At 48.3% G+C, this 24,583-nt stretch carries 10 protein-coding genes, 2 tRNA genes and 3 rRNA genes; 12 read left to right on the top strand and 3 right to left on the bottom strand.

The features are described from left to right. Nucleotides 1-104: 104 nt before the first annotated feature. From G6N79_RS16345 to ettA, 3 genes are read right to left on the bottom strand one after another with little or no spacing between them, the layout of a single operon-like run. Entirely contained in the window at nt 105-1,163 is a 1,059-nt protein-coding gene (locus G6N79_RS16345) for a response regulator (RefSeq protein ID WP_103905679.1), read from the bottom strand. Next, entirely contained in the window at nt 1,163-2,353 is a 1,191-nt protein-coding gene (locus tag G6N79_RS16340) for a PAS domain-containing sensor histidine kinase (RefSeq protein WP_103905678.1), read from the bottom strand. The genes G6N79_RS16345 and G6N79_RS16340 overlap by 1 nt, the downstream gene beginning before the upstream one ends. A gap of 4 nt (nt 2,354-2,357) precedes the next feature. After that, nucleotides 2,358-4,040 (bottom strand): energy-dependent translational throttle protein EttA, encoded by a 1,683-nt coding sequence (gene ettA, locus G6N79_RS16335; RefSeq protein WP_103905677.1) that lies wholly within the window; start codon nt 4,038-4,040, stop codon nt 2,358-2,360. Nucleotides 4,041-4,219: 179 nt separating this feature from the next. Here ettA and G6N79_RS16330 point away from each other — a divergent pair, with 179 nt between their 5' ends. From G6N79_RS16330 to rrf, 12 genes are all read left to right on the top strand, one after another. Further along, nucleotides 4,220-6,781 (top strand): ATP-dependent Clp protease ATP-binding subunit, encoded by a 2,562-nt coding sequence (locus tag G6N79_RS16330; protein ID WP_103905676.1) that lies wholly within the window; start codon nt 4,220-4,222, stop codon nt 6,779-6,781. 184 nt (nt 6,782-6,965) lie between these two features. Continuing rightward, entirely contained in the window at nt 6,966-7,400 is a 435-nt protein-coding gene (locus G6N79_RS16325) for a Rossmann-fold NAD(P)-binding domain-containing protein (protein ID WP_103905913.1), read from the top strand. Then, nucleotides 7,390-8,754, top strand: coding sequence for an oxygen-independent coproporphyrinogen III oxidase (hemN, locus tag G6N79_RS16320; protein ID WP_103905675.1), 1,365 nt, complete (start codon nt 7,390-7,392; stop codon nt 8,752-8,754). The genes G6N79_RS16325 and hemN overlap by 11 nt, the downstream gene beginning before the upstream one ends. Nucleotides 8,755-8,771: 17 nt before the next feature. Continuing rightward, nucleotides 8,772-11,168 carry a heavy metal translocating P-type ATPase gene (locus tag G6N79_RS16315; RefSeq protein ID WP_103905674.1) on the top strand — a complete coding sequence of 799 codons (2,397 nt, stop codon included), beginning with the start codon at nt 8,772-8,774 and terminating at the stop codon, nt 11,166-11,168. A gap of 9 nt (nt 11,169-11,177) precedes the next feature. After that, a complete protein-coding gene (ccoS, locus tag G6N79_RS16310; protein ID WP_103905673.1) occupies nt 11,178-11,354 on the top strand; it encodes a cbb3-type cytochrome oxidase assembly protein CcoS in 177 nt (58 codons plus the stop codon). Nucleotides 11,355-11,916: 562 nt separating this feature from the next. Continuing rightward, nucleotides 11,917-13,023 (top strand): efflux RND transporter periplasmic adaptor subunit, encoded by a 1,107-nt coding sequence (locus G6N79_RS16305; RefSeq protein WP_103905671.1) that lies wholly within the window; start codon nt 11,917-11,919, stop codon nt 13,021-13,023. 15 nt (nt 13,024-13,038) lie between these two features. Further along, nucleotides 13,039-17,613 carry an efflux RND transporter permease subunit gene (locus tag G6N79_RS16300; RefSeq protein ID WP_103905670.1) on the top strand — a complete coding sequence of 1,525 codons (4,575 nt, stop codon included), beginning with the start codon at nt 13,039-13,041 and terminating at the stop codon, nt 17,611-17,613. Between the two features lie 1,666 nt (nt 17,614-19,279). Beyond that, nucleotides 19,280-20,808 (top strand): 16S ribosomal RNA (locus G6N79_RS16295). 122 nt (nt 20,809-20,930) lie between these two features. Continuing rightward, nucleotides 20,931-21,004: transfer RNA gene (locus G6N79_RS16290), tRNA-Ile, on the top strand. A gap of 10 nt (nt 21,005-21,014) precedes the next feature. Then, a tRNA-Ala gene (locus G6N79_RS16285) sits at nt 21,015-21,088 on the top strand. 198 nt (nt 21,089-21,286) lie between these two features. Then, nucleotides 21,287-24,171, top strand: a 23S ribosomal RNA gene (locus G6N79_RS16280). An 82-nt stretch (nt 24,172-24,253) separates the two neighbouring features. Then, nucleotides 24,254-24,365 (top strand): 5S ribosomal RNA (rrf, locus tag G6N79_RS16275). The 16S, 23S and 5S rRNA genes sit together here with 2 tRNA genes alongside, the layout of an rRNA operon. Nucleotides 24,366-24,583: the final 218 nt, after the last annotated feature.

The following is a 24,583-nucleotide window of genomic DNA, read 5'->3' as shown; positions in this document are numbered from 1 at the left end:
TTTCCTTTATAAAATTTTATCGTTAACCTAACAAAGAGCCTGCCATATTATCTCAAAACATGAAAATAATAGGCTTTGAGTCCTTTGTTATGCGTCTTTTTATGCTATTGCTTGATGTTTTTCAGTCTTTCTACCGAAAAGATGATAATTGCATTTCCTTCCTTGGTAAGCAATTTTTCATCCTTAAAGTCGGCAAGCATTCGCGAAATAGTCTCGTTTGCGGTACCCGCCAGTGCAGCAAGATCATCGCGTGATATCTTGATCGTGACTTCATCCTTTTCCGTTGATGATTTCTCCGCCACATTCACCAGCGCATTCGCTACCCGCTTGCGAACCGAATCATAGGCAAAACCCAACATCTGTTCTTCTTTTTCACGAATATTCTGTGAAAGTACCTTGATCAATTTTGAAGCAATACCAGGTTTCTTGTACATCAGTTCGAAGAAATTGTCTTTATGGATTAAGGCAATTTCGGCATCTTCCAAGGTCGAGGTGTTGTCGCCATATTTATCGTTCAAGAGCACCGATTCCAAGCCGAAGAACTGGTTTTCAACGTAGATGTTCGTGGAGAGTTCACGTCCGTCCTTGTAATTGAGGTAACTTCTTACCTTGCCTTTTTTAATGTAATACACATAGACCGGTGTGTCGCCGGATTCGTAGATGGTCTGTTTCTTTTTGATGGTCTTGATGCGACCATGGTCGACCAGGTCCTGCAAGAGGTATGCCTGTTCCTGCTCATCCAAATGTAGGGTGTCCGCAGCAGGTGCTACTTTCACCTGGATCTGTGATCTCTTTTTAAATCGGCTTTCGATGGCGTTGAGTAATTCCAGATCATCGAAGGGCTTGGTCAGGTAATCGTCTGCGCCCATTTCCATTGCTTTGCGCAGGTCTGCTTTTTCCGCCTTTGCCGTCAGGAAAATAAAGGGAATCTGCTGGGTGGTTTCGTTCTTGCTCAGCATGAAAAGAACGCCGTAGCCATCCAACTCCGGCATCATGATGTCGCAGAGGATCATATCCGGTTTATGTTTGATTGCCATATCCACACCCGTCTTTCCTTCCTCCGCCAATATAACCGAATAGGCACCCGTCAGCTCGAGGATCTCGGCCGTACTTTCCCGGATATCACTGTTGTCTTCTATAATTAATATCTTTTTCTTTTCCATTACTCTTGGATAAAAAATAGTTTAAAAATGGCTCCTTGATTTACTTCCGACCAATATTCCAATCGCCCGCCCATCAACTCGACATAGCGTTTGACGATGTTCAGACCCAATCCCGTTCCTGGAATATTGCCGGTATTGTTGGCACGGAAGAAAGGTTCGAAAAGATTCACCTGTTCTTCCTGTGGAATCCCGATGCCATTATCTTTCACCGTTACCAATAGTTGATTTCTGCCCACCTGTGTATTGAATTCGATAAAGGTATCCTCGCCTGAATATTTTATGGCATTCGAGATGAGGTTAATAATCGAATTCTTCAATAGATTCGGGTCGATCAGGAATCCCGAATCTTCCCCGGTATGTTGGTAAACGATGTGTTGGTTCTTCTTACAGATCAATTGCATCTCTTCTGCAATCTCCTCGCCCAATTGGACGATGTTGGTTTCGGTTTTATTGACCACAACAACCCCAGCCTCCAATTTTTCGAGATTCAGGAAGTCGTTCAAGATGGTGTTCAGCAATTGTACCGAGCTCTTGATGCGGTTCGTATGTTTTTCAATCGGACCATATTCCGACTTTTCCACATAGCGATCGATTAGCGAAGCAGAAAGCTGTACCGAACTCAGGGGTGTCCTGAACTCGTGCGAGGCCATAGAAACGAACCTGGATTTCAGTTGGCTCAGTTCCTTTTCTTTCTCCAGGGAATTGGAAACATCCTGCTTCGCGCGCTCCAATTCGGAAACCAGCTTGATCAGGTCCTTCGTTCGCTCGCGAACCTTAAGTTCCAATTCCTGCGTATGCTTCTTGAGCTCGTTCTCCGCTTCCTTCTCTTTCGTGAGGTCATGGATAAAACCGGTAAAAATTTTTCTGTCCTTATAGAACACCTCACTCACCGCCAAGCGGAAGGGAAAGGTGGTGCCGTTTTTTTTCAGACCACGAACTTCCCTGCCGATGCCAATGATTTTCTTCTTTCCTGTTTCCTCATAACTTTCGATGTAGCGGTCATGGTTGGATCGGTCGGGTTCAGGCATAAGCATGCTAATGTTATTGCCGACAACCTCTTCGGCCGCATAGCCAAAAAGGTCCAGGGCAGCGGGGTTAATGCTTTCCACGATGCCATGCGGATCGATGGTGATGATCCCATCGATCGCATTGTCAATAATCGCTTCGAGAAGTTTTGCTGATTCTAACACGATTTTATTTAACTAATTTCTTGTATTTAATTCGTTTTGGTCCGACATCGCCCAGACGTTTCTTGCGGTTCTCCTCGTACTCTGTGTAGTTCCCTTCGAAGAAGTAAACTTGAGAGTCACCTTCGAACGCCAAGATGTGCGTACAGATTCTGTTCAGGAACCATCGGTCGTGGGAAATAATAACGGCACAGCCGCCGAAATTTTCCAGACCCTCTTCCAGTGCACGCAGGGTATTCACGTCGATGTCATTGGTCGGCTCATCCAGCAATAGCACGTTGGCTCCCTTTTTCAAGGTAATGGCCAAGTGTACACGGTTTCGCTCACCACCAGAAAGTACACCTACTTTTTTCTGTTGATCGCCACCATTGAAGTTGAACTTGGACACATACGCCCTGGAGTTCATGGATTTGTTGCCCAACATGATGTTCTCATTGCCACCTGTGATATTTTCCCAAACTGTTTTGTTCGGATCGAGGTCGTCGTGCATTTGATCCACATAACCCAGTTCAACAGTTTCACCCACGCGGAAAGTTCCCGTATCGGCCTGTTCCTGTCCGGTAATCAAGCGGAATAACGTGGTCTTACCGGCACCGTTCGGGCCAATAATGCCGACGATTCCAGCAGGAGGGAGGGAGAAGCTCAGGTCTTCGAATAGAATGCGGTCACCATAGGCTTTGGAAACGCCATTGGCTTCAATCACCACATTCCCCAAGCGTGGTCCCGGAGGGATAAAGAGCTCTAATTTCTCTTCGCGTTCTTTCGTTTCCTCGGACGCTAATTTTTCGTAGTTGTGCAAACGCGCCTTGGATTTGGCATGTCTGGCCTTTGGTGCCATCTTCACCCATTCCAACTCTCTTTCCAAAGTCTTCTGGCGTTTGGTTTCCTGTTTCTCTTCCTGTGCCAGACGTTTTGCTTTCTGGTCTAACCAGGATGAATAATTTCCTTTCCAAGGAATACCTTCGCCTCGGTCAAGTTCTAGGATCCAGCCGGCTACGTTGTCCAAGAAATAACGGTCGTGCGTAACGGCGATCACCGTACCTTTATATTGTTGCAAGTGCTGTTCCAACCAGTCGATGGATTCAGCATCCAAGTGGTTGGTGGGCTCATCGAGCAAGAGTACGTCAGGTTCTTGTAATAATAAACGACACATGGCTACGCGACGGCGCTCTCCTCCTGACAAATTGGCAATCAAAGCGTCAGGCTCCGGGCAGCGCAGTGCATCCATGGCACGCTCCAATTTACTGTCCAATTCCCAAGCGTTGGTCGCATCGATAAGATCTTGTAATTCACCCTGTCTGGCTAAAAGTTTATCCATCTCATCCGCATTCTCATAGACCTCGGGAAGGCCGAATTTCTCGTTGATTTCCTCATACTCTTTGAGGATGGAGGTGGTTTCGGCAACTCCTTCTTCCACAATCTCACGAACCGTTTTGGTAGCGTCCAATTCAGGCTCCTGAGCTAAATAACCCACGGAATAACCCGGTGAAAAGACCACCTCGCCTTGGTAGGATTTATCCAGTCCGGCGATGATTTTCAGGAGCGACGATTTTCCGGAACCATTTAAACCAATGACCCCGATTTTTGCTCCATAGAAGAAAGAAAGATAGATGTTTTTAAGTACTTGCTTGGATGGCGGGTAAATTTTGTTTACCCCCGCCATGGAAAATATGATTTTTTCGTCAGACATAGGTGTGCGAATCTTAAAGTTGTGTTTTTACACAAAGATAAAGGAAATACTGACATTTTGATAGTTTTTAGCCTGTGGCGTAATTGTTGATAAAAAATTACCGTAACAAATGGGTGTCAAGTGTATTTTTAGTACATTTATACAATTGATCACTCGAAATTAATTGAGAAAGGAATTTAATGGAAGCAAAATTTTCACCCCGAGTAAAAGATGTTATCTCCTATAGCCGTGAGGAGGCCCTTCGCCTGCGTCACGATTATATCGGGACAGAGCATCTACTTTTGGGATTGATTCGTGAGGGCGATGGTGTTGCGATCAAGATCTTGAAAAATCTTGGTATCGATATGAGCGAAGTACGCCAAACTGTGGAGGATGCTGTGAAAGGTTCTTCCGTTTCACGTTCGCCGATCAGCAACATGCCGCTGACGAAACAAGCAGAGAAAGTATTAAAAATCACATACCTCGAGGCCAAGATATTCAAAAGCGATATCATTGGCACGGAACATTTACTGTTGGCGATCTTGCGCGATGAAGAGAACATCGCATCACAGATCTTCCAGCAATTCAATGTCACCTACAACGTTTTTAAAGCTGAGGTAGAACAGAATGCAACGGGCATTACCGATGAGGCATCCAACACCCCTTCGGGTGGGGATGATGAATTTGCCGATGACGATGCACAATTTACCTCGCCGAAGAAGGTTTCCGATATCAAATCGAAAACCCCTGTACTCGATAACTTTGGTCGTGACTTGACCAAGGCTGCCGAAGAAGGTAAGCTGGATCCGATCGTTGGTCGTGAAAAGGAAATCGAGCGGGTATCACAGATTCTATCCCGTCGGAAAAAGAACAACCCGATCTTGATCGGTGAGCCAGGGGTTGGTAAATCAGCGATCGCTGAAGGTCTTGCCCTGCGCATTATCCAACGGAAAGTATCGCGGGTATTGTTCAACAAACGCGTGGTTACTTTGGACTTGGCATCTCTTGTTGCCGGTACAAAATACCGTGGACAATTTGAGGAACGTATGAAAGCGGTGATGAACGAACTGGAGAAATCTCCAGATGTCATCCTGTTTATCGATGAGATCCATACGATCGTGGGCGCCGGTGGTGCTTCGGGATCCTTGGATGCATCCAATATGTTCAAACCAGCCTTGGCACGTGGCGAAATCCAATGTATTGGTGCAACCACGTTGGATGAGTACCGTCAGTACATCGAGAAGGATGGCGCCTTGGATAGAAGGTTCCAAAAGGTAACGGTGGAACCAACCACCTACGATGATACCATCGAGATCTTGAATCGCATCAAGGATAAGTATGAGGAACACCACAATGTGACCTATACGCCAGAAGCTATTGAAGCCTGTGTGTCCTTGACGACTCGCTATATTACCGATCGATTCTTACCGGATAAAGCCATCGATGCACTCGATGAGTCTGGTTCCCGTGTACACCTCAACAATATCCATGTGCCACAGAGCATCATCGATATCGAAGAGAAGATCGAAGAAGTTAAAGTAGAGAAGAACAAGGTTGTTCGCAGCCAGAAATATGAAGAAGCGGCGAAACTTCGGGATACGGAGAAGAAGCTGATTGAAGAGTTGGAAAAGGAAAAAGCAGCATGGGAAGCTGAAACTAAGACCAAACGGTATACCGTTTCGGAGGATAATGTGGCGGAAGTTGTTTCCATGATGACCGGAATTCCGGTTCAGCGTGTAAGCCAATCCGACAGCCAGAAATTGTTGAACATGGGCGAATCCATGAAAGGCCGTATCATTGGTCAGGATGACGCTGTTCAGAAATTGGTGAAGGCGATCCAACGGACTCGTGCCGGATTGAAAGATCCGAAAAAACCGATTGGTTCATTCATATTCTTGGGACCAACAGGGGTCGGTAAGACTGAGTTGGCGAAAGAACTGGCCAGATTCATGTTCGATTCCGAAGATGCATTGATCCAAATCGATATGAGCGAATACATGGAAAAATTCGCGGTATCCAGATTGGTAGGAGCGCCTCCGGGATATGTAGGCTACGAAGAAGGTGGTCAACTGACCGAGAAGGTGCGCAGAAAACCATATTCTGTCGTGCTATTGGATGAGATCGAGAAAGCGCATCCGGATGTGTTCAACTTACTGTTGCAGGTATTGGATGAAGGACAGTTGACGGATAGTTTGGGTCGTAAGGTGGATTTCAGAAATACCATCATCATCATGACTTCGAATATCGGTGCCCGTCAATTGAAGGAATTCGGTCAAGGTGTCGGATTTACCACTGCGGCGAAGGAAAACCAAGCAGATTCCCATTCACGTGGAGTTATTGAAACTGCGTTGAAACGTGCCTTTGCTCCGGAGTTCTTGAACCGTATCGATGATGTTATCGTCTTCAACTCCCTAACCAAGGAGCATATCTTCAAGATTATCGATATCGAGTTGAAAGCATTGTTCACCCGTATCGAAGGCTTGGGCCATGCCATCCGTTTAACGGAGAAAGCGAAAAACTACATTGCCGAGAAGGGTTATGATAGCAACTTCGGTGCTCGACCACTGAAACGGGCCATCCAGAAATACCTGGAAGATCCAATCGCGGAAGAAATCCTCAAGGGCGAATTGAAATCCGGTGAAGCCATCCTGGTAGACTTCAATGAAGAAAAACAGGAAATATCGGTTGTAGCGGATAAGAAATCGACCAAAGATGACGATTCCCTAGCTTCAGATGTGAAGGACAATAAAAAGAAAGATTAAGTCTTTTTGTTTAATAATATGAAAGAGTCGGTTGGATTTTCCAGCCGACTCTTTTTTTTGTCCCGATAAGTTCTTTAGCCTTGAACGTCATTACCGTGATATAAATCACTTTCTGTAATGATGCAGTTCATTCGTTAGGCGTATGGTATATGCTACTTTTGAAAATATTAATCTGAATATCGGGATGAGAGTAATCGCATATAATATCTTGGGTTCTGAAAAGGAACATCTCGCCAGAGCAAATGGAAAGGTGCATGATTTGACATTGATATCCAATGAATTGAATTTTAGCACGATGCATTATGCGATGGGGAAAGAGGCTGTTATTATATCAGATCGCGATGTTCTGGATCGTATCATGCTATTTGAACTCTCCAAATTAGGGGTGAAGAATATCGTCACCCGTTCGAAAACTACCGATCATATAGACCTGGATTATGCTGGTCAGTTAAAGATGCATGTCGCCAACGTGCCTTTTGAAACCACACCAGAGAATATCGCCAAGCAGGCAATCCTGAATCTGACCCAATGGATGGTGGGAGGCTGTGCAGGCGAAGCGTGCCAGTGCAGAATGGACTGCACGAATAAGGTTAAAATCGGACAACATCATGGAAAATGAAAACTTCAATCAGCTCATTCGTAAATACAATGTAGCTGCACCACGTTATACTAGTTACCCTACTGTACCCTTCTGGGAGAATGATCAATTCACTGCGGCACAATGGCAGGATCGTGTAGCGCTGAATTTCCAGCAATCGAAAGATGCAGGCATCAGTATCTATGTCCATCTACCGTATTGCGAAAGCCTTTGTACTTACTGTGGGTGCAATACGCGGATCACCAAGAACCACAAAGTGGAAGATCCGTATATCACCTCCCTATTGAAGGAATGGGCCATGTATAAGGAATTGTTGGGGGAAGAATCGTTAAAGATTGCTGAAATTCATTTGGGCGGTGGTACACCAACCTTTTTTACTGCCGAGAATTTGCATCGCCTGATCAGTGGACTGTTGGCGGGAAATGAAAAGACCGCCGATGCTTCCTTTTCCTTCGAGGCACACCCTGCAAATACGACGTATGACCACCTGAAAACCCTATTTGATTTGGGTTTCAAGCGACTGAGTTTGGGCATTCAGGATTTTGATGAACGTGTTCAATTTATAATCAATAGGCATCAGACCGTTGCGGATGTGGCACGGGTCATGGATCAAGCCCGTGGTTTGGGTTATGAGTCCATTAATTTTGACCTGATCTACGGTTTGCCCCTGCAAACTGCAGAATCGGTACGCATGACCATTGAGCATTCGATGCAATTGAACCCCGATCGCATTTCTTTCTACAGCTATGCGCATGTGCCATGGATCAAACCTGGGCAGCGCCGATTTACGGAGCATGACCTCCCTGTTGGTGAGGAAAAATTGAACCTCTATAAATTAGGAAAACAAATGATCCAGGAATCTGGTTACCAGGATGTGGGTATGGATCATTTTGCCAAAACGGAGGATGCACTGTTTATCGCATCTATCGATGGCACACTCCACCGGAACTTTATGGGCTACGCCGACCGCTATACACCCTTGCTGATCGGATTGGGGGTTTCGTCCATTTCCGATGCCTGGACCGCATTTGCACAGAACGTTAAGACCGTGGAGGAATACCATCAATTGATCGGTGAGGGCAAGCTGCCCGTGGTAAAAGGACACATCCTCAATCAGGAAGATGAGGTTATCCGTACCTATATCCTCGATATGATGTGCCGCGGAAAGGTGGTGCTGAAGCCAGGCTTTGATAAAAACGCAAAGATTATCGAAAGATTGCAGCCTTTGGTAGCCGATGCATTGGTATCCATCGATGGAAACGTCATTACCATTACGGAGGTGGGGAAATCTTTTCTGCGGAACGTATGTATGGCTTTTGATGAGCGCCTGCAACAGACCAAGGAACGGGAGAATTTATTCAGTCAGGCAATTTAACCTTAAATTTAGGGGACATGGCGGGTAGAGCAGCTATTCAAGTAAAAACAAATTGTTACCATTGCGGCGATCCAGTCGAAGATACCGCCTATATTTTAGCGGACCATAGTTTCTGTTGCTTGGGATGCCAAACAGTCTATCAGATCCTCAACGAGAATAATCTCGCGAGTTATTACAAGTACAATACCCATCCCGGCAAGTCACAGAAATCCCAAAAGGAAGATCTGTCTTACCTGGATGAACCGAATATTATCGCCAAGTTGGTGGATTATCAGGACGAGGAATTGGCCATCATTACTTTTTATGTTCCGGCTATCCACTGCAGTTCCTGTATCTGGTTGCTGGAGCATCTTTATAAATTGAATCCTGGGGTGAAAACATCGCAGGTGGATTTTATGAAAAAGCAAGCCAGTATCACCTTTCGGAAGAATGAAACCACTTTGCGCGAAGTCGTAGAACTGTTGCACCGCATTGGGTATGACCCAAAAATTACCCTACAGGATGTGGTTAAGGAAGGGAAGAAGGTGAACCAACGGAACCTGATTGCGAAGATTACGGTCGCTGGTTTCTGTTTTGGTAACTCCATGATGATCTCCTTTCCCGAATATTTCGGAATGGCGGCTTTCGAGCAGCAATATGCCAGTTTCTTTGGCTACATGAACTTGGCGTTCGGGATTCCCGTATTGATTTATAGTGCTTCGGATTATTTCAAATCCGCATGGATTAGTTTGAAACAGAAACGTCTGAACCTCGATGTGCCTTTGGCACTCGGCATATTCGTGCTATTCTTCCGCTCGGCGTATGAAATTTTATCCCAGACTGGCGCAGGCTTCATGGATACACTCTGTAGCTTGGTATTCTTTATCCTGATCGGAAAATATGTCCAACAACGGACCTATTATCATATTTCCTTTGAACGTGATTACCGTTCCTACTTCCCGGTGGCCGTGGCTGTTCTGGACGATGAACAGGCGAAACCGACGCAGATTGCGGATATCCAGGTCGGAGACCGGATCTTGGTGCGCAATAACGAGATCATCCCTGCTGATGCCATTCTTTTAAAGGGGCATGCTTCGGTAGATTTTAGTTTTGTGACCGGCGAAAGTAAACCGGTAGAGAAAATTTTGGGAGAGGTGGTCTATGCTGGAGGAAGGCAGATGGGGGAAGCGATCGAACTGGAAGTCGTGAAAGCGGTCTCGCAAAGTTACCTGACCAAGCTGTGGAACAACGATAGCTTCAAGCAGTACGAAAAGAAATTCGATACCTTCGTCGGGTATATCAGCAAGTATTTTACCATCGGGTTACTGTTGATCGCCTTTTCAGCATGTGCGTTTTGGTTTTTTGGCGGAAACTCGGACAAGGCATGGGCAGCATTTACAGCTGTGCTGATCATTGCATGTCCATGTGCACTGGCGTTGAGTTCGCCCTTTACGCTATCTGCAGCCCTCAGTATCTTTGACCGGAATAAACTTTACATCAAGAATACGGGTGCTATCGAACAGATGGCGGCCATAGACACCCTGGTGTTTGATAAAACAGGGACAATATCTTCGCCCAATGCATCCAGTATGTGTTTTGAAGGAAGTTTAAGCCAACAGGATAAAAGCCTTTTGGCATCCCTTTGCCGCAATTCGAACCACCCTCTGAGCCGTGAAATCCTGAAATGGATCGGTGAAACGCCCATCTTTGCGATTGAGGACTACGAAGAGGTGGTGGGGGCCGGACAGTCTGGCAAATATCAGGAGTACGTAATTAAGGTGGGAAGTGCAAACTATGTGGATACCCAAAAATTGGATTTGGACGGTTCGGTGGTCTATGTGAAGATCAACGGTGCGCTGAAAGGTTATTTTACACTTGAGCAATCGTGGAGAGGTGGGTTGAGTGAGGTTATCTCGAGCTTCAAAGGCAAAGGCTACGGATTGCATTTGATTTCCGGAGACAATGAGCGTAGGGCAGAAGCCTTGAAAATGATATTCCCGCAAGGAGCACGTCTACTCTTCAACCAAGCTCCATCGGAGAAACTCGATCGGATCGCTGCTTGGCAGGAGGAAGGAAAACAAGTGTGCATGCTGGGAGATGGCCTGAATGATGCCGGTGCCCTTCGGAAAGCAGACCTCGGGATTGCGGTATCCGATGATATCAATAATTTCTCACCGGGTTGTGATGCCATCCTTGATGGCGAATCCTTCGAGAAGTTGCCGAAATTCTTTGCATTCAGTAAGGATGCCGTAAAAGTGATCAAGATGAGCTTTGTTATCTCCTTGTTATACAATGTGGTTGGTTTGAGCTTTGCGGTACAGGGGACCATGTCGCCGTTGTTTGCGGCGATTCTGATGCCCATCAGCACGGTGACAATTATTTCCTTTACTTCGTTGATGACCCGTGGTTATGCAAAACGACTAAATTTACTTTAACTTTGTACTATGAACATCATATTTATGTTAATCGGTTGTAGTGTGTTGATCGCACTTATTTTCTTGGGCGCCTTTTTCTGGGCGAGCAAGAACGGTCAGCATGAGGATACCTATACCCCGTCGGTCCGAATCCTGTTTGATGATGAACCCCAAGAGAGCGATTCGGAACCGCAAAAACAAGGTTAACAAATCGTTAATCACAGCTTTTTTACATAATTAGGACTGTATTTGCGCCTACATGTGGTTATCTTTGCGACGATATGTTTCGACTCATGTACTTCTTCGCCCTATTTGGCTACCTCAACATCTTATGTTACGAGGTGAAGTCGAGCGACCTTTTTGGTTTCTTTCCTGTTGAATCAAATGAAACTTTCGTTGAAGTCGTGCTGGAGGAGGTGCTCAATATGCAACATCCCCAGGAGGGCGAGATTTTGCCTACCATCATTTTCGACGATTACCGAATATTAGGCCTATTTCTTGGGTTGATACCTTTAGTCCTGGTCTTTACCTGGTTGATTGCTAGGCTGCGCGAACAGCTTACTACCATAAAACATCCTTTATATCTTTCAAAAACGTTATGCCTCCCAGGCTATTATAGTTTTTTGTATAGATACCGTCCCTTCTAATTTCCAATTTTAGGAGCTCCCAAATGGAGAAATAACTGTTTTGCCGAATCCAACGGGTTCAGCGAAGTAGGATTTTTTTGTAATCGATTTAAATACATAATACCCACACAATTTTAATAACTATGAAAAATACGAACATGCTACTTTCAGTGGTAGGTTGTGCCTTGCTTGTTTCTGCCTGTACGGCAACCAGTAACGAGAAGAAGACAGAAAGCGGTGCTAAGGTCGTTCCCGTGACGAATTTGGTGCACTTGGATACCGTTGTTTATAAAGAGTATATTGCAGATATCCAATCCCTGCGTAATGTGGAATTGCGCTCCAGACTGGCGGGTTTCCTCGACCGGATCTATGTGGACGAGGGAGCTTATGTGCGCAAGGGGCAGGTGTTGTTCTCCTTGGTTGCCGATGAATACCGTGCCGATCTGGCACAGGCGCAGGCTGCAGTAAGTTCAGCCATGGCGGAAACCAAAAAAGTAGAGCTTGAAATGGAACGCACCAAAAAATTGGTGGAAAAGAACATTGTCAGTTCTACCGAATATGATCTCCTAAAGGTTCAATTGCGTGCCGCCAATGCCAAGGTTCACGAGGCGGAAGCCATATTGAACCAGGCGAAGACTAAACTGGCCAATACCCAGATCCGTGCACCCTTTGATGGCCGCATCGATAGGATCTTGTTGAAGGAAGGCTCCCTTTTGGAAGAAGGATCGCTATTGACCAGCATCTCGGATTCCAAGAGTGTCAATGTATATTTTGATATCTCCGAGCAGGAATATCTAGGAATCGCGTCCGATTCAGCATACAATAGAAATAATTTTAAAAAGGATGTGCAGCTGATTCTAGCGAATGGCGCACTCTATCCACATCAAGGTGTTGCTGAAATCGTAGAGAGTGAATTCGAGGCCAGCACCGGATCTATTTCTTTGCGTGCCCGTTTCAACAACCCCGATGGTTTATTGAAGCATGGGGCAACAGGTCGGATCGGTGTTCCGATCCAGACAGGAAACCTACTGCTCGTCCATCAGAAGTCCGTATTTGAAATTCAGGATAAGGCCTATGTGTATACCCTCAAGGGAGATACGGTAAAACAGACGCCATTTCAGAATGGACAGCGCGTAGGACATTACTACATTGTTGAGGGTGGTCTTCCTGCAGATGCGAAGGTGGTTTATGAAGGCGCTAAGTCGTTGCGCGATGGTATGGTCATTCAACCAAAGATGGTTAAGAACTAAGGAGGGCAACACTACATGTTTGAAAAGTTTATAAAGAGACCGGTGCTATCACTGGTTATCTCCATTTTTATTACCCTTTTGGGGCTGTTGGCACTGTTTACTTTGCCTATTACGCAGTTCCCGGACATCGTGCCACCATCTGTCGTTGTTACGGCAAACTACACCGGTGCGAATGCGGAGGTAAGTACAAATGCCGTTGCCATTCCATTGGAAAAGGCAATCAATGGGGTCGCTGGCATGACCTATATGAGTTCCGTGTCGACCAATAACGGAAATACCCTGATTCAGGTGTTTTTCGAGGTAGGTACAGATCCGGATATCGCTGCGGTGAACGTGCAGAATAGGGTTACTACGGTACTCGATGAATTACCCGAAGAGGTAATCAAGGCCGGTGTGACCACGGAGAAAGAGGTAAACAGTATGTTGATGTACCTGAATCTCTATACCGATGACGAAACAGCCGATGAACGCTTTATCTATAACTTTACGGATATCAATATCCTAAAAGAGCTCAAGCGTATCGAAGGGGTAGGTTTTGCGCAAATTATGGGGATGAAGGATTACGCGATGCGAATCTGGGTAAAACCGGACCGACTTTCAGCGTATTCGATATCCACGGAAGAATTGGTGACCGCATTGCGTCGCCAGAATATCGAAGCAGCACCGGGACAGACCGGGATCAGCTCCGATAAAACGGTGAACATGCAACAATATGTACTTCGCTATCCGGGGAAATTCACCGAGATCAGCGAGTATGAAAATATTCCGATCCGTGCGAACGTAGATGGATCCATTATCCGGGTGAAGGATATCGCTGATGTGGAATTCGGGTCGTTGGACTACGAAATGGTATCCAAGACAGATGGCCGCCCGTCGGCATCCATTATGATCAAGCAGCTCCCAGGTTCGAATGCACAGGAAGTTATCCAACGGGTTAAGGATCGGATGGCAGAACTGAAGGAAGCGACCTTCCCGCCAGGCATGACCTATACCATGGGTTATGATGTGTCCCGATTCCTGAACGCTTCCATTTCCAGTGTACTCATCACCTTGGTGGAAGCATTTATCCTCGTGTTCTTGGTTGTATTTATCTTCCTGCAGGATTTTAGGGCTACGATTATTCCCATCCTGGCGGTTCCGGTGTGTTTGATCGGATCGCTCTTCTTTATGCAGATGATGGGATTCTCGATCAACCTATTGACTTTGTTTGCACTCGTTCTGGCCATTGGTATTGTGGTCGATAATGGTATTGTCGTCGTCGAGGCCGTCTATGCCAAGATGGAGGAAGAACACCTGTCGCCGATGGAGGCGACACTCGCCGCTATGAGCGAAGTGGGTTCCGCTGTAATTGCCATTACCTTGGTGATGTCGGCGGTATTCGTTCCTGTAGCCTTCCTGTCCGGCCCGGTCGGTATTTTCTATAGACAGTTCTCGCTGACGCTTGCCGCTGCGATCGTTATTTCAGGGATCAATGCACTGACCCTGACGCCAGCGCTCTGTGCGATCATTTTGCGTTCGCCACACGATAAGAAGCCAGGGAACGGTCTGTTGGATCGGTTCTTCCGCGGGTTCAATAAAGTATATGATAAGATTTCAGGCAACTATAAAGGATTGCTTTCCAAAATTGCTGGTCGCCGGATCATTACACTTTTGGGATTGGTGATTATGTTCGTAGCTACGTGGGGATCGGCAGCCATTCTACCTGGTGGATTTATCCCAACGGAAGATCAAGGGATGATCTATGTCGCGGTCACCACGCCACCGGGAGCAACCGTCGACCGAACGGAAGCAGTGCTGAACGAGGTGGATGAAATATCCCGGAGTTTGGATGTTGTGGAAACGGTTTCCATCTTGGCGGGATATAGCATCGTGACGGAAGTTTCGGGCGCATCCTACGGAATGGGAATGATCAACCTGAAAGCTTGGGAAGATCGCGACCAATCCATTGATGATGTGATGACGATCCTGCGGGAGAAGACGTCCCACATTGCGGATGCGGAAATTGAGTTTTTCCCACCACCGACCGTACCGGGATTCGGTAACTCGTCTGGATTTGAACTTCGCTTGCTGGATCGTTCCGGTAATGAAGACTTGAATCAGACCAATGAAGTGGTCAATGACTTTATTGCGAAGCTTCAGGAAGACGAGGTGATCGAAAGTGCAAGTACAACCTTCGACGTGAATTTCCCGCAATACATGCTGAAGATTGATTACGACCTTGCAGCCAAAAAAGGAATCTCGGTAGAGAATTCCATGAATACACTTCAAACCCTATTGGGGAGTCTGTACGCAACCAACTTTATCCGTTACGGACAGATGTACAAGGTAATGGTGCAATCCGATGCCTTCTCACGTCAGCGCCCAGAGGATGTATTGAACCTGTATGTGAAGACCGAAGAAGGGGAGATGGTACCGTATTCTTCCTTTATGACAATGGAACGAATCTATGGTCCAGAGCAGATCACGCGATATAATATGTTTACCTCGGCCATGATTACGGGGCAGGCAGCTCCGGGCTTCAGTTCGGGTCAAGCCATCGATGCGGTAGAGCGTATCGCTGCGGAACTTCCACAGGGGTATACCATTGAATGGTCCGGTATGACGCGCGAGCAGAAGATTTCCGGTAACCAAGCAGCCTATATTTTCTTGTTGTGTTTGGTATTCGTGTACCTGCTGCTTGCCGCACAGTACGAAAGCTTCCTGTTGCCGATGCCGGTTATCCTGTGTTTGCCGGCCGGTCTGTTTGGTGCTTTCCTATTCCTGAAGGTATTCGGCCTGGAGAATAATATCTATGCGCAGGTTTCCCTGGTGATGTTGATCGGTCTATTGGGTAAGAACGCGATCCTGATCGTGGAGTATGCGAACCTGAAACGGAAGCAGGGCATGGATGTCCTTACGGCTTCCATTGAGGGTGCTGTTGCGCGTCTGCGTCCGATCTTGATGACATCCTTTGCCTTTGCAGCGGGATTGATTCCATTGATGTTGGCAAATGGTGCCGGCGCAATCGGAAATAGAACGATCGGTTCGGCGGCAGTCGGTGGAATGGTGATCGGTACGATTATCGGGGTTATCGTCATTCCAGGATTGGTGGTCTTATTTTCAAAACGAGATAAAAAAGATAAAGTGAAGAAAAGGAAGCGAGTGGCGGAGGCCGTGGTGGCAGGAGCAGTATTGTTGTTTATTGCCTCCTGTTCGGTGCCGAAAACCACTACGGAGAAACAGGTGTCCACGGATATTACCGGTGCAGCCAAAGGTATCATGCAGGATTCCGTAACCTTGGGAACCTTGCCTTGGAATGAAGTATTCACGGATCCACACCTGAAGGGGTTGATCGATTCTGCCTTGTTGAATAACCTGGATGTGCGTCAGGCCTTCCATCGGATTGAGATGGCGCAGGCCAACTTCAAATTCAGGAAATCTGCGCTCTATCCATCCGTGGATGCTGCCGTGGAAGGTGGACTCCGTAAGTATGGGCATTATACAGAATCCGGAATCGGTAATTACGATTCCAATTTTTCCGAAAACCTGACGGACGACGAAAAACTTCCGGAGCCTTTTATCCCGGATTACTTTGTCGGCGTTCGTGCCTCGTGGGAGTTGGACCTTTGGGGTAAGTTGCGGAATAGACGTGAATCGGCATTTCTGCAACTGATGTCGCAGAGTGAGTTCAAGCGTTTGATCGAAACGGAGCTGATCGCAAGTATCGCCTCTTCGTATTATGAGCTGCTCAGCTTGGATGAGAAGATCAAGGTGTACGAGGAAAATATCACGCTTCACGAACGTGCCTTGGAGATAATCGAGGCACAAAAAGACGCGGGTAGGGCAGATGAGCTCGCTGTGCAACAGTTTAAGTCTATTCTTGCGGAATCCAAGGCCAACCGGGAACTTGCCGAACAGGAAATCCTGAACTACGAGCATCAGATCAACTCCCTCTTGGGACGCGTATACCAACCGATTGCCCGTAATTCGGCGCCAATCGGCGGAAATATGCTCTTCCAGGACCTCAGTGTAGGTCGCGTAGAAGACCTGTTGAATAACCGCTTGGATATCCGCCAGGCAGGAATGGAGTTGAAGGCCGATTTCCATGAGCTGGAGTCTTCGCGTTTGGCTTTCTTGCCAACAGTGGCAATCAGTCCGTACTTGGGATTGCAGTCTTTCAGCTTCGATAAGCTGTTTACGTTGGATAAATCAGTGACCTATGGCCTTTTCGGCGGTATCACCATGCCGATATTCAGGCAGCGCGAGTTACGGTCGGAGTACGAAATCATGAAAGCGACCTATGGCATCAGCTTCCTGGAATATGAAAAAGTAGTGCTGAATGCGGTGAACGAAGTGTCGCTGGCACTCAATACGCAGGATGCCATCGCAAAGCGGGAAGTACACGTGAAAGACCAGGTTGCAGCACTTGAAGCATCCATCGTTGCCGCAGAGGAATTGTTCATCGCCGGCCGGATTACCTATCTGGATATTATTACAGCCCAGAAGGGATTGATCGCTGCACAAGTAGCGGACGTTGATGTCAATAAAGAAAAGATGCTCAATCAGGTTGTGCTCTATAAAGCATTGGGCGGAGGCTGGAAAGCGATGTGATTATTTAGAAATGAGATGTGAGATGTGAGATGTGAGATAGAAAGGCGGCCATTGGGTTGCCTTTTTTTTTGATGGGGGAGGTGGATCTAGTTTGGATAAGTCTGCTGGCGCACGTCTTTTGCAGTTGGCTGCGCGTTGGCGGAATTGTGCCCGGCCTAAACTCGCCGACGGATCTGCTGGCGCACGTCTTTTGTTGTGGGCTGTGCGTTGGCGGACTTGTGCCCAATGACTGATCAATTGATCTTGCCCCGGAACCCCCCAAGTATCGTTTTTTAGTACTTTTCCGGCTTTTCCCGGCGTTTGCGGTAATCGCAACGACCAAAATCCCGATATAAGCGCTTAATCTCCATATTGCTTTTTGGCCGAAAATCGCGGTCTGCGCGCGAGGAACGGCGATTCTGCTCTAAATCATCCTTTTTTTGCTCCCGTTACCTGCCTGGACCTTGTCCGAGGTGAGAGCGTGGTGAGAGCGTACCGAGAGCGGGGTGAGAGCGTGTCCATGGGACGCTCTCACCTCGGTAATACCCCGGACGCACCTCGGATGCATGTCGGACAAGGTCCAGGGAAGCCGCAAGGCTGTTCCTGCACCGGTATGAGATTAGGGGAATGGCAACGGGGGCCGTACCCGTTTTGCGGGATGGACAGTGCGAGAGCGTGTTGGGGTTGCGGATTTTTTTATGAAGAGGGGATCCTGCCATGGATCTGGCAACCGGGGATGGCGGCCGCGGAAATGGCGGCCTACGGAATGAATATAGGGAATATATTTTTGAAGGGGTGGATAATAAGCGCTTAATATAATATGGGAGGGGCGACGGGACCGCTGGCGCTTTTGTTGTGGGCGGTGAGTTGGCGGACTTGTGCCCAGGGCATCCTCCCTGCACCGGGTAGCACGTTGGCAAACCCCGGAGGGGTGCAACTATTTTAGCACAGCCGATAAGTTAAGATTGCCCCACCGTCCCGTTTTTTGGTTTGCTTCAGCAAACCAAAAAACGGGACGGTGGGGCTTTGTCGTTGTGTAGGCGCACAGCTAAAATAGTTCAACCCCTCTGGGGTTGCATGGCGGTTAGGCCATCCCCCCGGGCACAAGAGATCCACCGCACTGGCCCTCCGCAACCCCCTTTCCGCTGCACATCCATGAAAATTATCCGCCATTGGCATAGGCAGTTACGCTCTGTCCCCGAAAATTCTTTGCCGGGCCCCTTGGAGATATGGATTGTTTTCCCCTATCTTTGCACCACTCCGCAAGGGAGGGGCGCCGGAAACGGCACTGACATATGGGTAATAGGAACGGATCGGAAGGTCGCCCCTGGGCACCGGAAGTTCGCCGAAAAAGAGCCCCCGAAAATTATTTCAAAATAAATTTTGGGGAATCGAAAAAACCTCTTACCTTTGCAGTCCCAACTACGGGGAACGGCACAGGGCGCGACGCCCGGAGCCGGAAAACAATGACAGATCAGGACCCTTCCGGGGTCACGATATACAGGCCGAGGCGCGACGCGGAGGCCGCATAAGTTCTTTAAATGATCATGTAGCGCAGCGATTAGTCGGAAGACGAAAGCTGAAGATTTATTAAGTTAAGTCAATTCAGAAAATCTCGGGAGCGGGAGAACAACATTAATACAGACGATTCTATTTTTATAAATAGTCTCGATCGAAACTTCATTTTACAATGGAGAGTTTGATCCTGGCTCAGGATGAACGCTAGCGGCAGGCCTAATACATGCAAGTCGGACGGGATCCAGGGGGTAGCTTGCTACCTTCTGGTGAGAGTGGCGCACGGGTGCGTAACGCGTGAGCAACCTACCCATATCAGGGGGATAGCCCGGAGAAATCCGGATTAACACCGCATGACACAGCAACCCCGCATGGGGACACTGTTAAATATTCATAGGATATGGATGGGCTCGCGTGACATTAGCTGGTTGGTGGGGTAACGGCCCACCAAGGCGACGATGTCTAGGGGCTCTGAGAGGAGAATCCCCCACACTGGTACTGAGACACGGACCAGACTCCTACGGGAGGCAGCAGTAAGGAATATTGGTCAATGGGGGCAACCCTGAACCAGCCATGCCGCGTGCAGGATGACTGCCCTATGGGTTGTAAACTGCTTTTGTCGGGGAATAAACCCCACTACGTGTAGTGGGCTGAATGTACCCGAAGAATAAGGATCGGCTAACTCCGTGCCAGCAGCCGCGGTAATACGGAGGATCCGAGCGTTATCCGGATTTATTGGGTTTAAAGGGTGCGTAGGCGGCACTTTAAGTCAGGGGTGAAAGACGGCAGCTCAACTGTCGCAGTGCCCTTGATACTGAAGTGCTTGAATGCGGTTGAAGACGGCGGAATGAGACAAGTAGCGGTGAAATGCATAGATATGTCTCAGAACACCGATTGCGAAGGCAGCTGTCTAAGCCGTTATTGACGCTGATGCACGAAAGCGTGGGGATCGAACAGGATTAGATACCCTGGTAGTCCACGCCCTAAACGATGATGACTCGATGTTTGCGATATACAGTAAGCGTCCAAGCGAAAGCGTTAAGTCATCCACCTGGGGAGTACGCCCGCAAGGGTGAAACTCAAAGGAATTGACGGGGGCCCGCACAAGCGGAGGAGCATGTGGTTTAATTCGATGATACGCGAGGAACCTTACCCGGGCTTGAAAGTTACTGAAGCATCCAGAGACGGATGCGTCCTTCGGGACAGGAAACTAGGTGCTGCATGGCTGTCGTCAGCTCGTGCCGTGAGGTGTTGGGTTAAGTCCCGCAACGAGCGCAACCCCTATGTTTAGTTGCCAGCATTTCAGGTGGGGACTCTAAACAGACTGCCTGCGCAAGCAGAGAGGAAGGCGGGGACGACGTCAAGTCATCATGGCCCTTACGTCCGGGGCTACACACGTGCTACAATGGATGGTACAGCGGGCAGCTACACAGCAATGTGATGCCAATCTCGAAAAGCCATTCACAGTTCGGATCGGGGTCTGCAACTCGACCCCGTGAAGTTGGATTCGCTAGTAATCGCGTATCAGCAATGACGCGGTGAATACGTTCCCGGGCCTTGTACACACCGCCCGTCAAGCCATGAAAGCTGGGGGTGCCTAAAGCATGTAACCGCAAGGAGCGTGTTAGGGCAAAACCGGTAATTGGGGCTAAGTCGTAACAAGGTAGCCGTACCGGAAGGTGCGGCTGGAATACCTCCTTTCTAGAGCCCGCCCCGAGAGGTCGCTGCGCGACATCATGATCATATATTGAAAAAAAGAAGACATTCAGAAGAAAGTGCCCGCCCCGCAAGTGGGAGGTACCGAGAGATGAGAGAGATAAGCTAGTCCCGTAGCTCAGTTGGTTAGAGCACTACACTGATAATGTAGGGGTCAGCAGTTCAAATCTGCTCGGGACTACGACGACCAAGGGGAATTAGCTCAGCTGGCTAGAGCACCTGCCTTGCACGCAGGGGGTCAACGGTTCGAATCCGTTATTCTCCACGAATCCTGAACGATCCGGAGATAGTATGTGGACCACGGTCTCACATCTCATATCTCAGGTCTGATATCTGGATAAAGAGTTCTTTGACATATTGGAAGAAAAGAGATAACAAGAGAAGATAACAGAGGCACGGTCATTCCTTCGGGGATGGTACGGCCAAGAGCAACCTACCACTTGGCAAAAGGGGTGGTAGCGTGAAGAAAGTAAACAAGGGCACACGGGGGATGTCTAGGCTCTCAGAGGCGATGAAGGACGTGATAAGCTGCGATAAGCCACGGGGATCGGCAAATGCGAATCGATCCGTGGATTTCCGAATGGGGCAACCCGGCATGTTGAAGACATGCCATCAAATGAGGCGAACGCGCTGAACTGAAACATCTAAGTAGGCGTAGGAGGAGAAAATAACAATGATTTCCCAAGTAGTGGCGAGCGAACGGGAAAGAGCCCAAACCATGGTTGTTACGGCAATCATGGGGTTGTAGGACCACGATATTGTACTGTGCTATGAACTGGAAGCAGGTGGGAAACTGCGCGATAAGGGTGAGAGCCCCGTACAGGCAAAGAATACAGGCATAGTGGTATCCTGAGTACCGCGGGACCGGAGAAATCCTGTGGGAATCCGCCAGCACCATCTGGCAAGGCTAAATACTCCTGAGAGACCGATAGTGGACCAGTACCGTGAGGGAAAGATGAAAAGAACCCCGAACAGGGGAGTGAAAAGAACCTGAAACCGTGTGCTTACAAGCGGTCGGAGCGGAGCGATTCCGTGACGGCGTGCCTTTTGCATAATGAGCCTACGAGTTACTCTTGTCCGGCAAGGTTAATCGATTAAGTCGAGGAGCCGAAGCGAAAGCGAGTCTGAACAGGGCGCATAGTCGGACGAGGTAGACGCGAAACCTTGTGATCTACCCTTGGGCAGGTTGAAGGTGCGGTAACACGTACTGGAGGACCGAACCGATAAACGTTGAAAAGTTTCCGGATGACCTGAGGGTAGGGGTGAAAGGCCAATCAAACTGGGAAATAGCTCGTACTCCCCGAAATGTTTTTAGGAACAGCGTCGGCATATGAGTCTAGCAGAGGTAGAGCTACCGATTGGGTGCGGGGGAGTCAAATCCTACCAAATCCAGACGAACTCCGAATGCTGCTAGATATGGCCGGCAGTGAGGCTTTGGGTGCTAAGGTCCAAGGCCGAGAGGGAAAGAACCCAGACCATCAGCTAAGGTCCCCAAATCCGTTCTAAGTTGAACTAACGAGGTCCGGTTGCCCAGACAGCTAGGATGTTGGCTTGGAAGCAGCCATTCATTTAAAGAGTGCGTAACAGCTCACTAGTCGAGCGGCCGGGCGTGGATAATAAACGGGCATCAAGAACGGTACCGAAGCTATGGATTGCAATTTATTGCACTGGTAGGGGAGCATTCCATCGGGGGCGAATCCGCAGGGTGACCTGTGGTGGACCTGATGGAAAAGCAAATGTAGGCATAAGTAACGATAAGGCGGGTGGGAAACCCGCCCACCGAAAGACCAAGGTTTCCTGATCAACGCTAATCGGATCAGGGTCAGTCGGGACCTAAGGCGCATCCGAATGGAGGCAGCCGATGGCCAACGGGTTAATATTCCCGTACTGTTGATGACTGCGATGTGGTGACGGAGTAGTGACACTGCCGCGAGCTGACGGAATAGCTCGTTGAAGGGCAAAGGTATTGGACCGGTAGGCAAATCCGCCGGTACAGCTGAAGCCCGATAGTACGGCAAACCCTCGGGGGCGCCGATAGTGCAGGTAAGCAGACTTCCAAGAAAACCCGCTAAGCTTCAGGTCATCAAGACCCGTACCGCAAACCGACACAGGTGGTCGAGGAGAGAATCCTAAGGTGCTCGAGTGAATCATGGCTAAGGAACTCGGCAAAATGGCCCTGTAACTTCGGGAGAAGGGGCGCTTCCTCCAGCGATGGAGAAGCCGCAGTGAAAAGGCCCAGGCGACTGTTTAGCAAAAACATATGGCTTTGCGAAATCGAAAGATGAGGTATAAGGCCTGACACCTGCCCGGTGCTGGAAGGTTAAGAGGGGATGTCATCCGCAAGGAGAAGCATTGAATCGAAGCCCCAGTAAACGGCGGCCGTAACTATAACGGTCCTAAGGTAGCGAAATTCCTTGTCGGGTAAGTTCCGACCTGCACGAATGGTGTAACGATCTGGGCGCTGTCTCAGCCATGAGCTCGGTGAAATTGTGGTATCGGTGAAGACGCCGGTTACCCGCAACGGGACGGAAAGACCCCATGAACCTTCACTATAGCTTAACATTGAAATTGGGTACAGGATGTGTAGGATAGGCGGGAGTATGTGAAGCGGTTTCGCCAGGAATCGTGGATACAACCTTGAAATACCGCCCTTTCTGTATTCGGTTTCTAATCCCGCACAGCGGGAGACATTGTTTGGTGGGTAGTTTGACTGGGGTGGTCGCCTCCAAAAAGGTAACGGAGGCTTTCAAAGGTAAGCTCAGTACGCTTGGTAACCGTACGTGGAGTGCAATGGCATAAGCTTGCTTGACTGTGAGACCTACAAGTCGACCAGGGTCGAAAGACGGACATAGTGATCCGGTGGTTCTGTATGGAAGGGCCATCGCTCAAAGGATAAAAGGTACTCTGGGGATAACAGGCTGATCTCCCCCAAGAGCTCATATCGACGGGGAGGTTTGGCACCTCGATGTCGGCTCGTCACATCCTGGGGCTGGAGAAGGTCCCAAGGGTTGGGCTGTTCGCCCATTAAAGTGGCACGCGAGCTGGGTTCAGAACGTCGCGAGACAGTTCGGTCCCTATCTGTTGTGGGCGCTGGAAGTTTGAGTGGATCTGACCTTAGTACGAGAGGACCGGGTTGGACGGACCGCTGGTGAACCTGTTATGCCGCCAGGTGTACGGCAGGGTAGCTACGTCCGGGATAGATAAGCGCTGAAAGCATCTAAGTGCGAAACTAGCCACGAGATGAGACTTCCTCATAAGGGTCGTCGGAGATTACGACGTCGATAGGCCACAGGTGTAAAGGTTGAGAGACCAAAGCCGAGTGGTACTAATAGCCCGAAGCTTTCCAATGCGGATAGTCTGTTGTCCTCTCTCTTTTTTGATCTTTTCTTCCAATAACATGTCAATGATGGAATCATCCATCAAAAGGTATTCAGGTGCCTATATCGGCGGTGTCCACCTCTTCCCATTCCGAACAGAGAAGTTAAGCCCGCCAGAGCCGATGGTATTGCCGTAACAGGTGGGAGAGTAGGTCGGTGCCTAATTTTATACAGAAGGCCATCCTTGCAAAGGGATGGCCTTTCTGTTTTTATAGTATTGAGATGTGAGATATGAGATGTGAGAGGGAGTATTGAGATGTGAGTATTGAGATATGAGACCCATGCGTGCCGGAAAGGATACCATGGGTCTTTTTACATTTATAGTATTGAGATCTTAGATGTGAGATATGAGACACATGTGTGCCGGAAAGGATTCGATTTAT

The organism is Sphingobacterium lactis (assembly GCF_011046555.1).
GTDB classification, from domain to species: domain Bacteria; phylum Bacteroidota; class Bacteroidia; order Sphingobacteriales; family Sphingobacteriaceae; genus Sphingobacterium; species Sphingobacterium lactis.
Note: the sequence above shows the minus strand (reverse complement) of the source record. Positions and strands in the feature narration are given on the sequence as shown.

Coding starts and splice junctions, on each gene's coding strand:
- G6N79_RS16345 (WP_103905679.1), bottom strand. CDS start 1,163: ATGGAAAAGAAAAAGATATTAATTATAGAAGACAACAGTGATATCCGG.
- ettA (WP_103905677.1), bottom strand. CDS start 4,040: ATGTCTGACGAAAAAATCATATTTTCCATGGCGGGGGTAAACAAAATT.
- G6N79_RS16330 (WP_103905676.1), top strand. CDS start 4,220: ATGGAAGCAAAATTTTCACCCCGAGTAAAAGATGTTATCTCCTATAGC.
- G6N79_RS16325 (WP_103905913.1), top strand. CDS start 6,966: ATGAGAGTAATCGCATATAATATCTTGGGTTCTGAAAAGGAACATCTC.
- hemN (WP_103905675.1), top strand. CDS start 7,390: ATGGAAAATGAAAACTTCAATCAGCTCATTCGTAAATACAATGTAGCT.
- G6N79_RS16315 (WP_103905674.1), top strand. CDS start 8,772: ATGGCGGGTAGAGCAGCTATTCAAGTAAAAACAAATTGTTACCATTGC.
- ccoS (WP_103905673.1), top strand. CDS start 11,178: ATGAACATCATATTTATGTTAATCGGTTGTAGTGTGTTGATCGCACTT.
- G6N79_RS16305 (WP_103905671.1), top strand. CDS start 11,917: ATGAAAAATACGAACATGCTACTTTCAGTGGTAGGTTGTGCCTTGCTT.
- G6N79_RS16300 (WP_103905670.1), top strand. CDS start 13,039: ATGTTTGAAAAGTTTATAAAGAGACCGGTGCTATCACTGGTTATCTCC.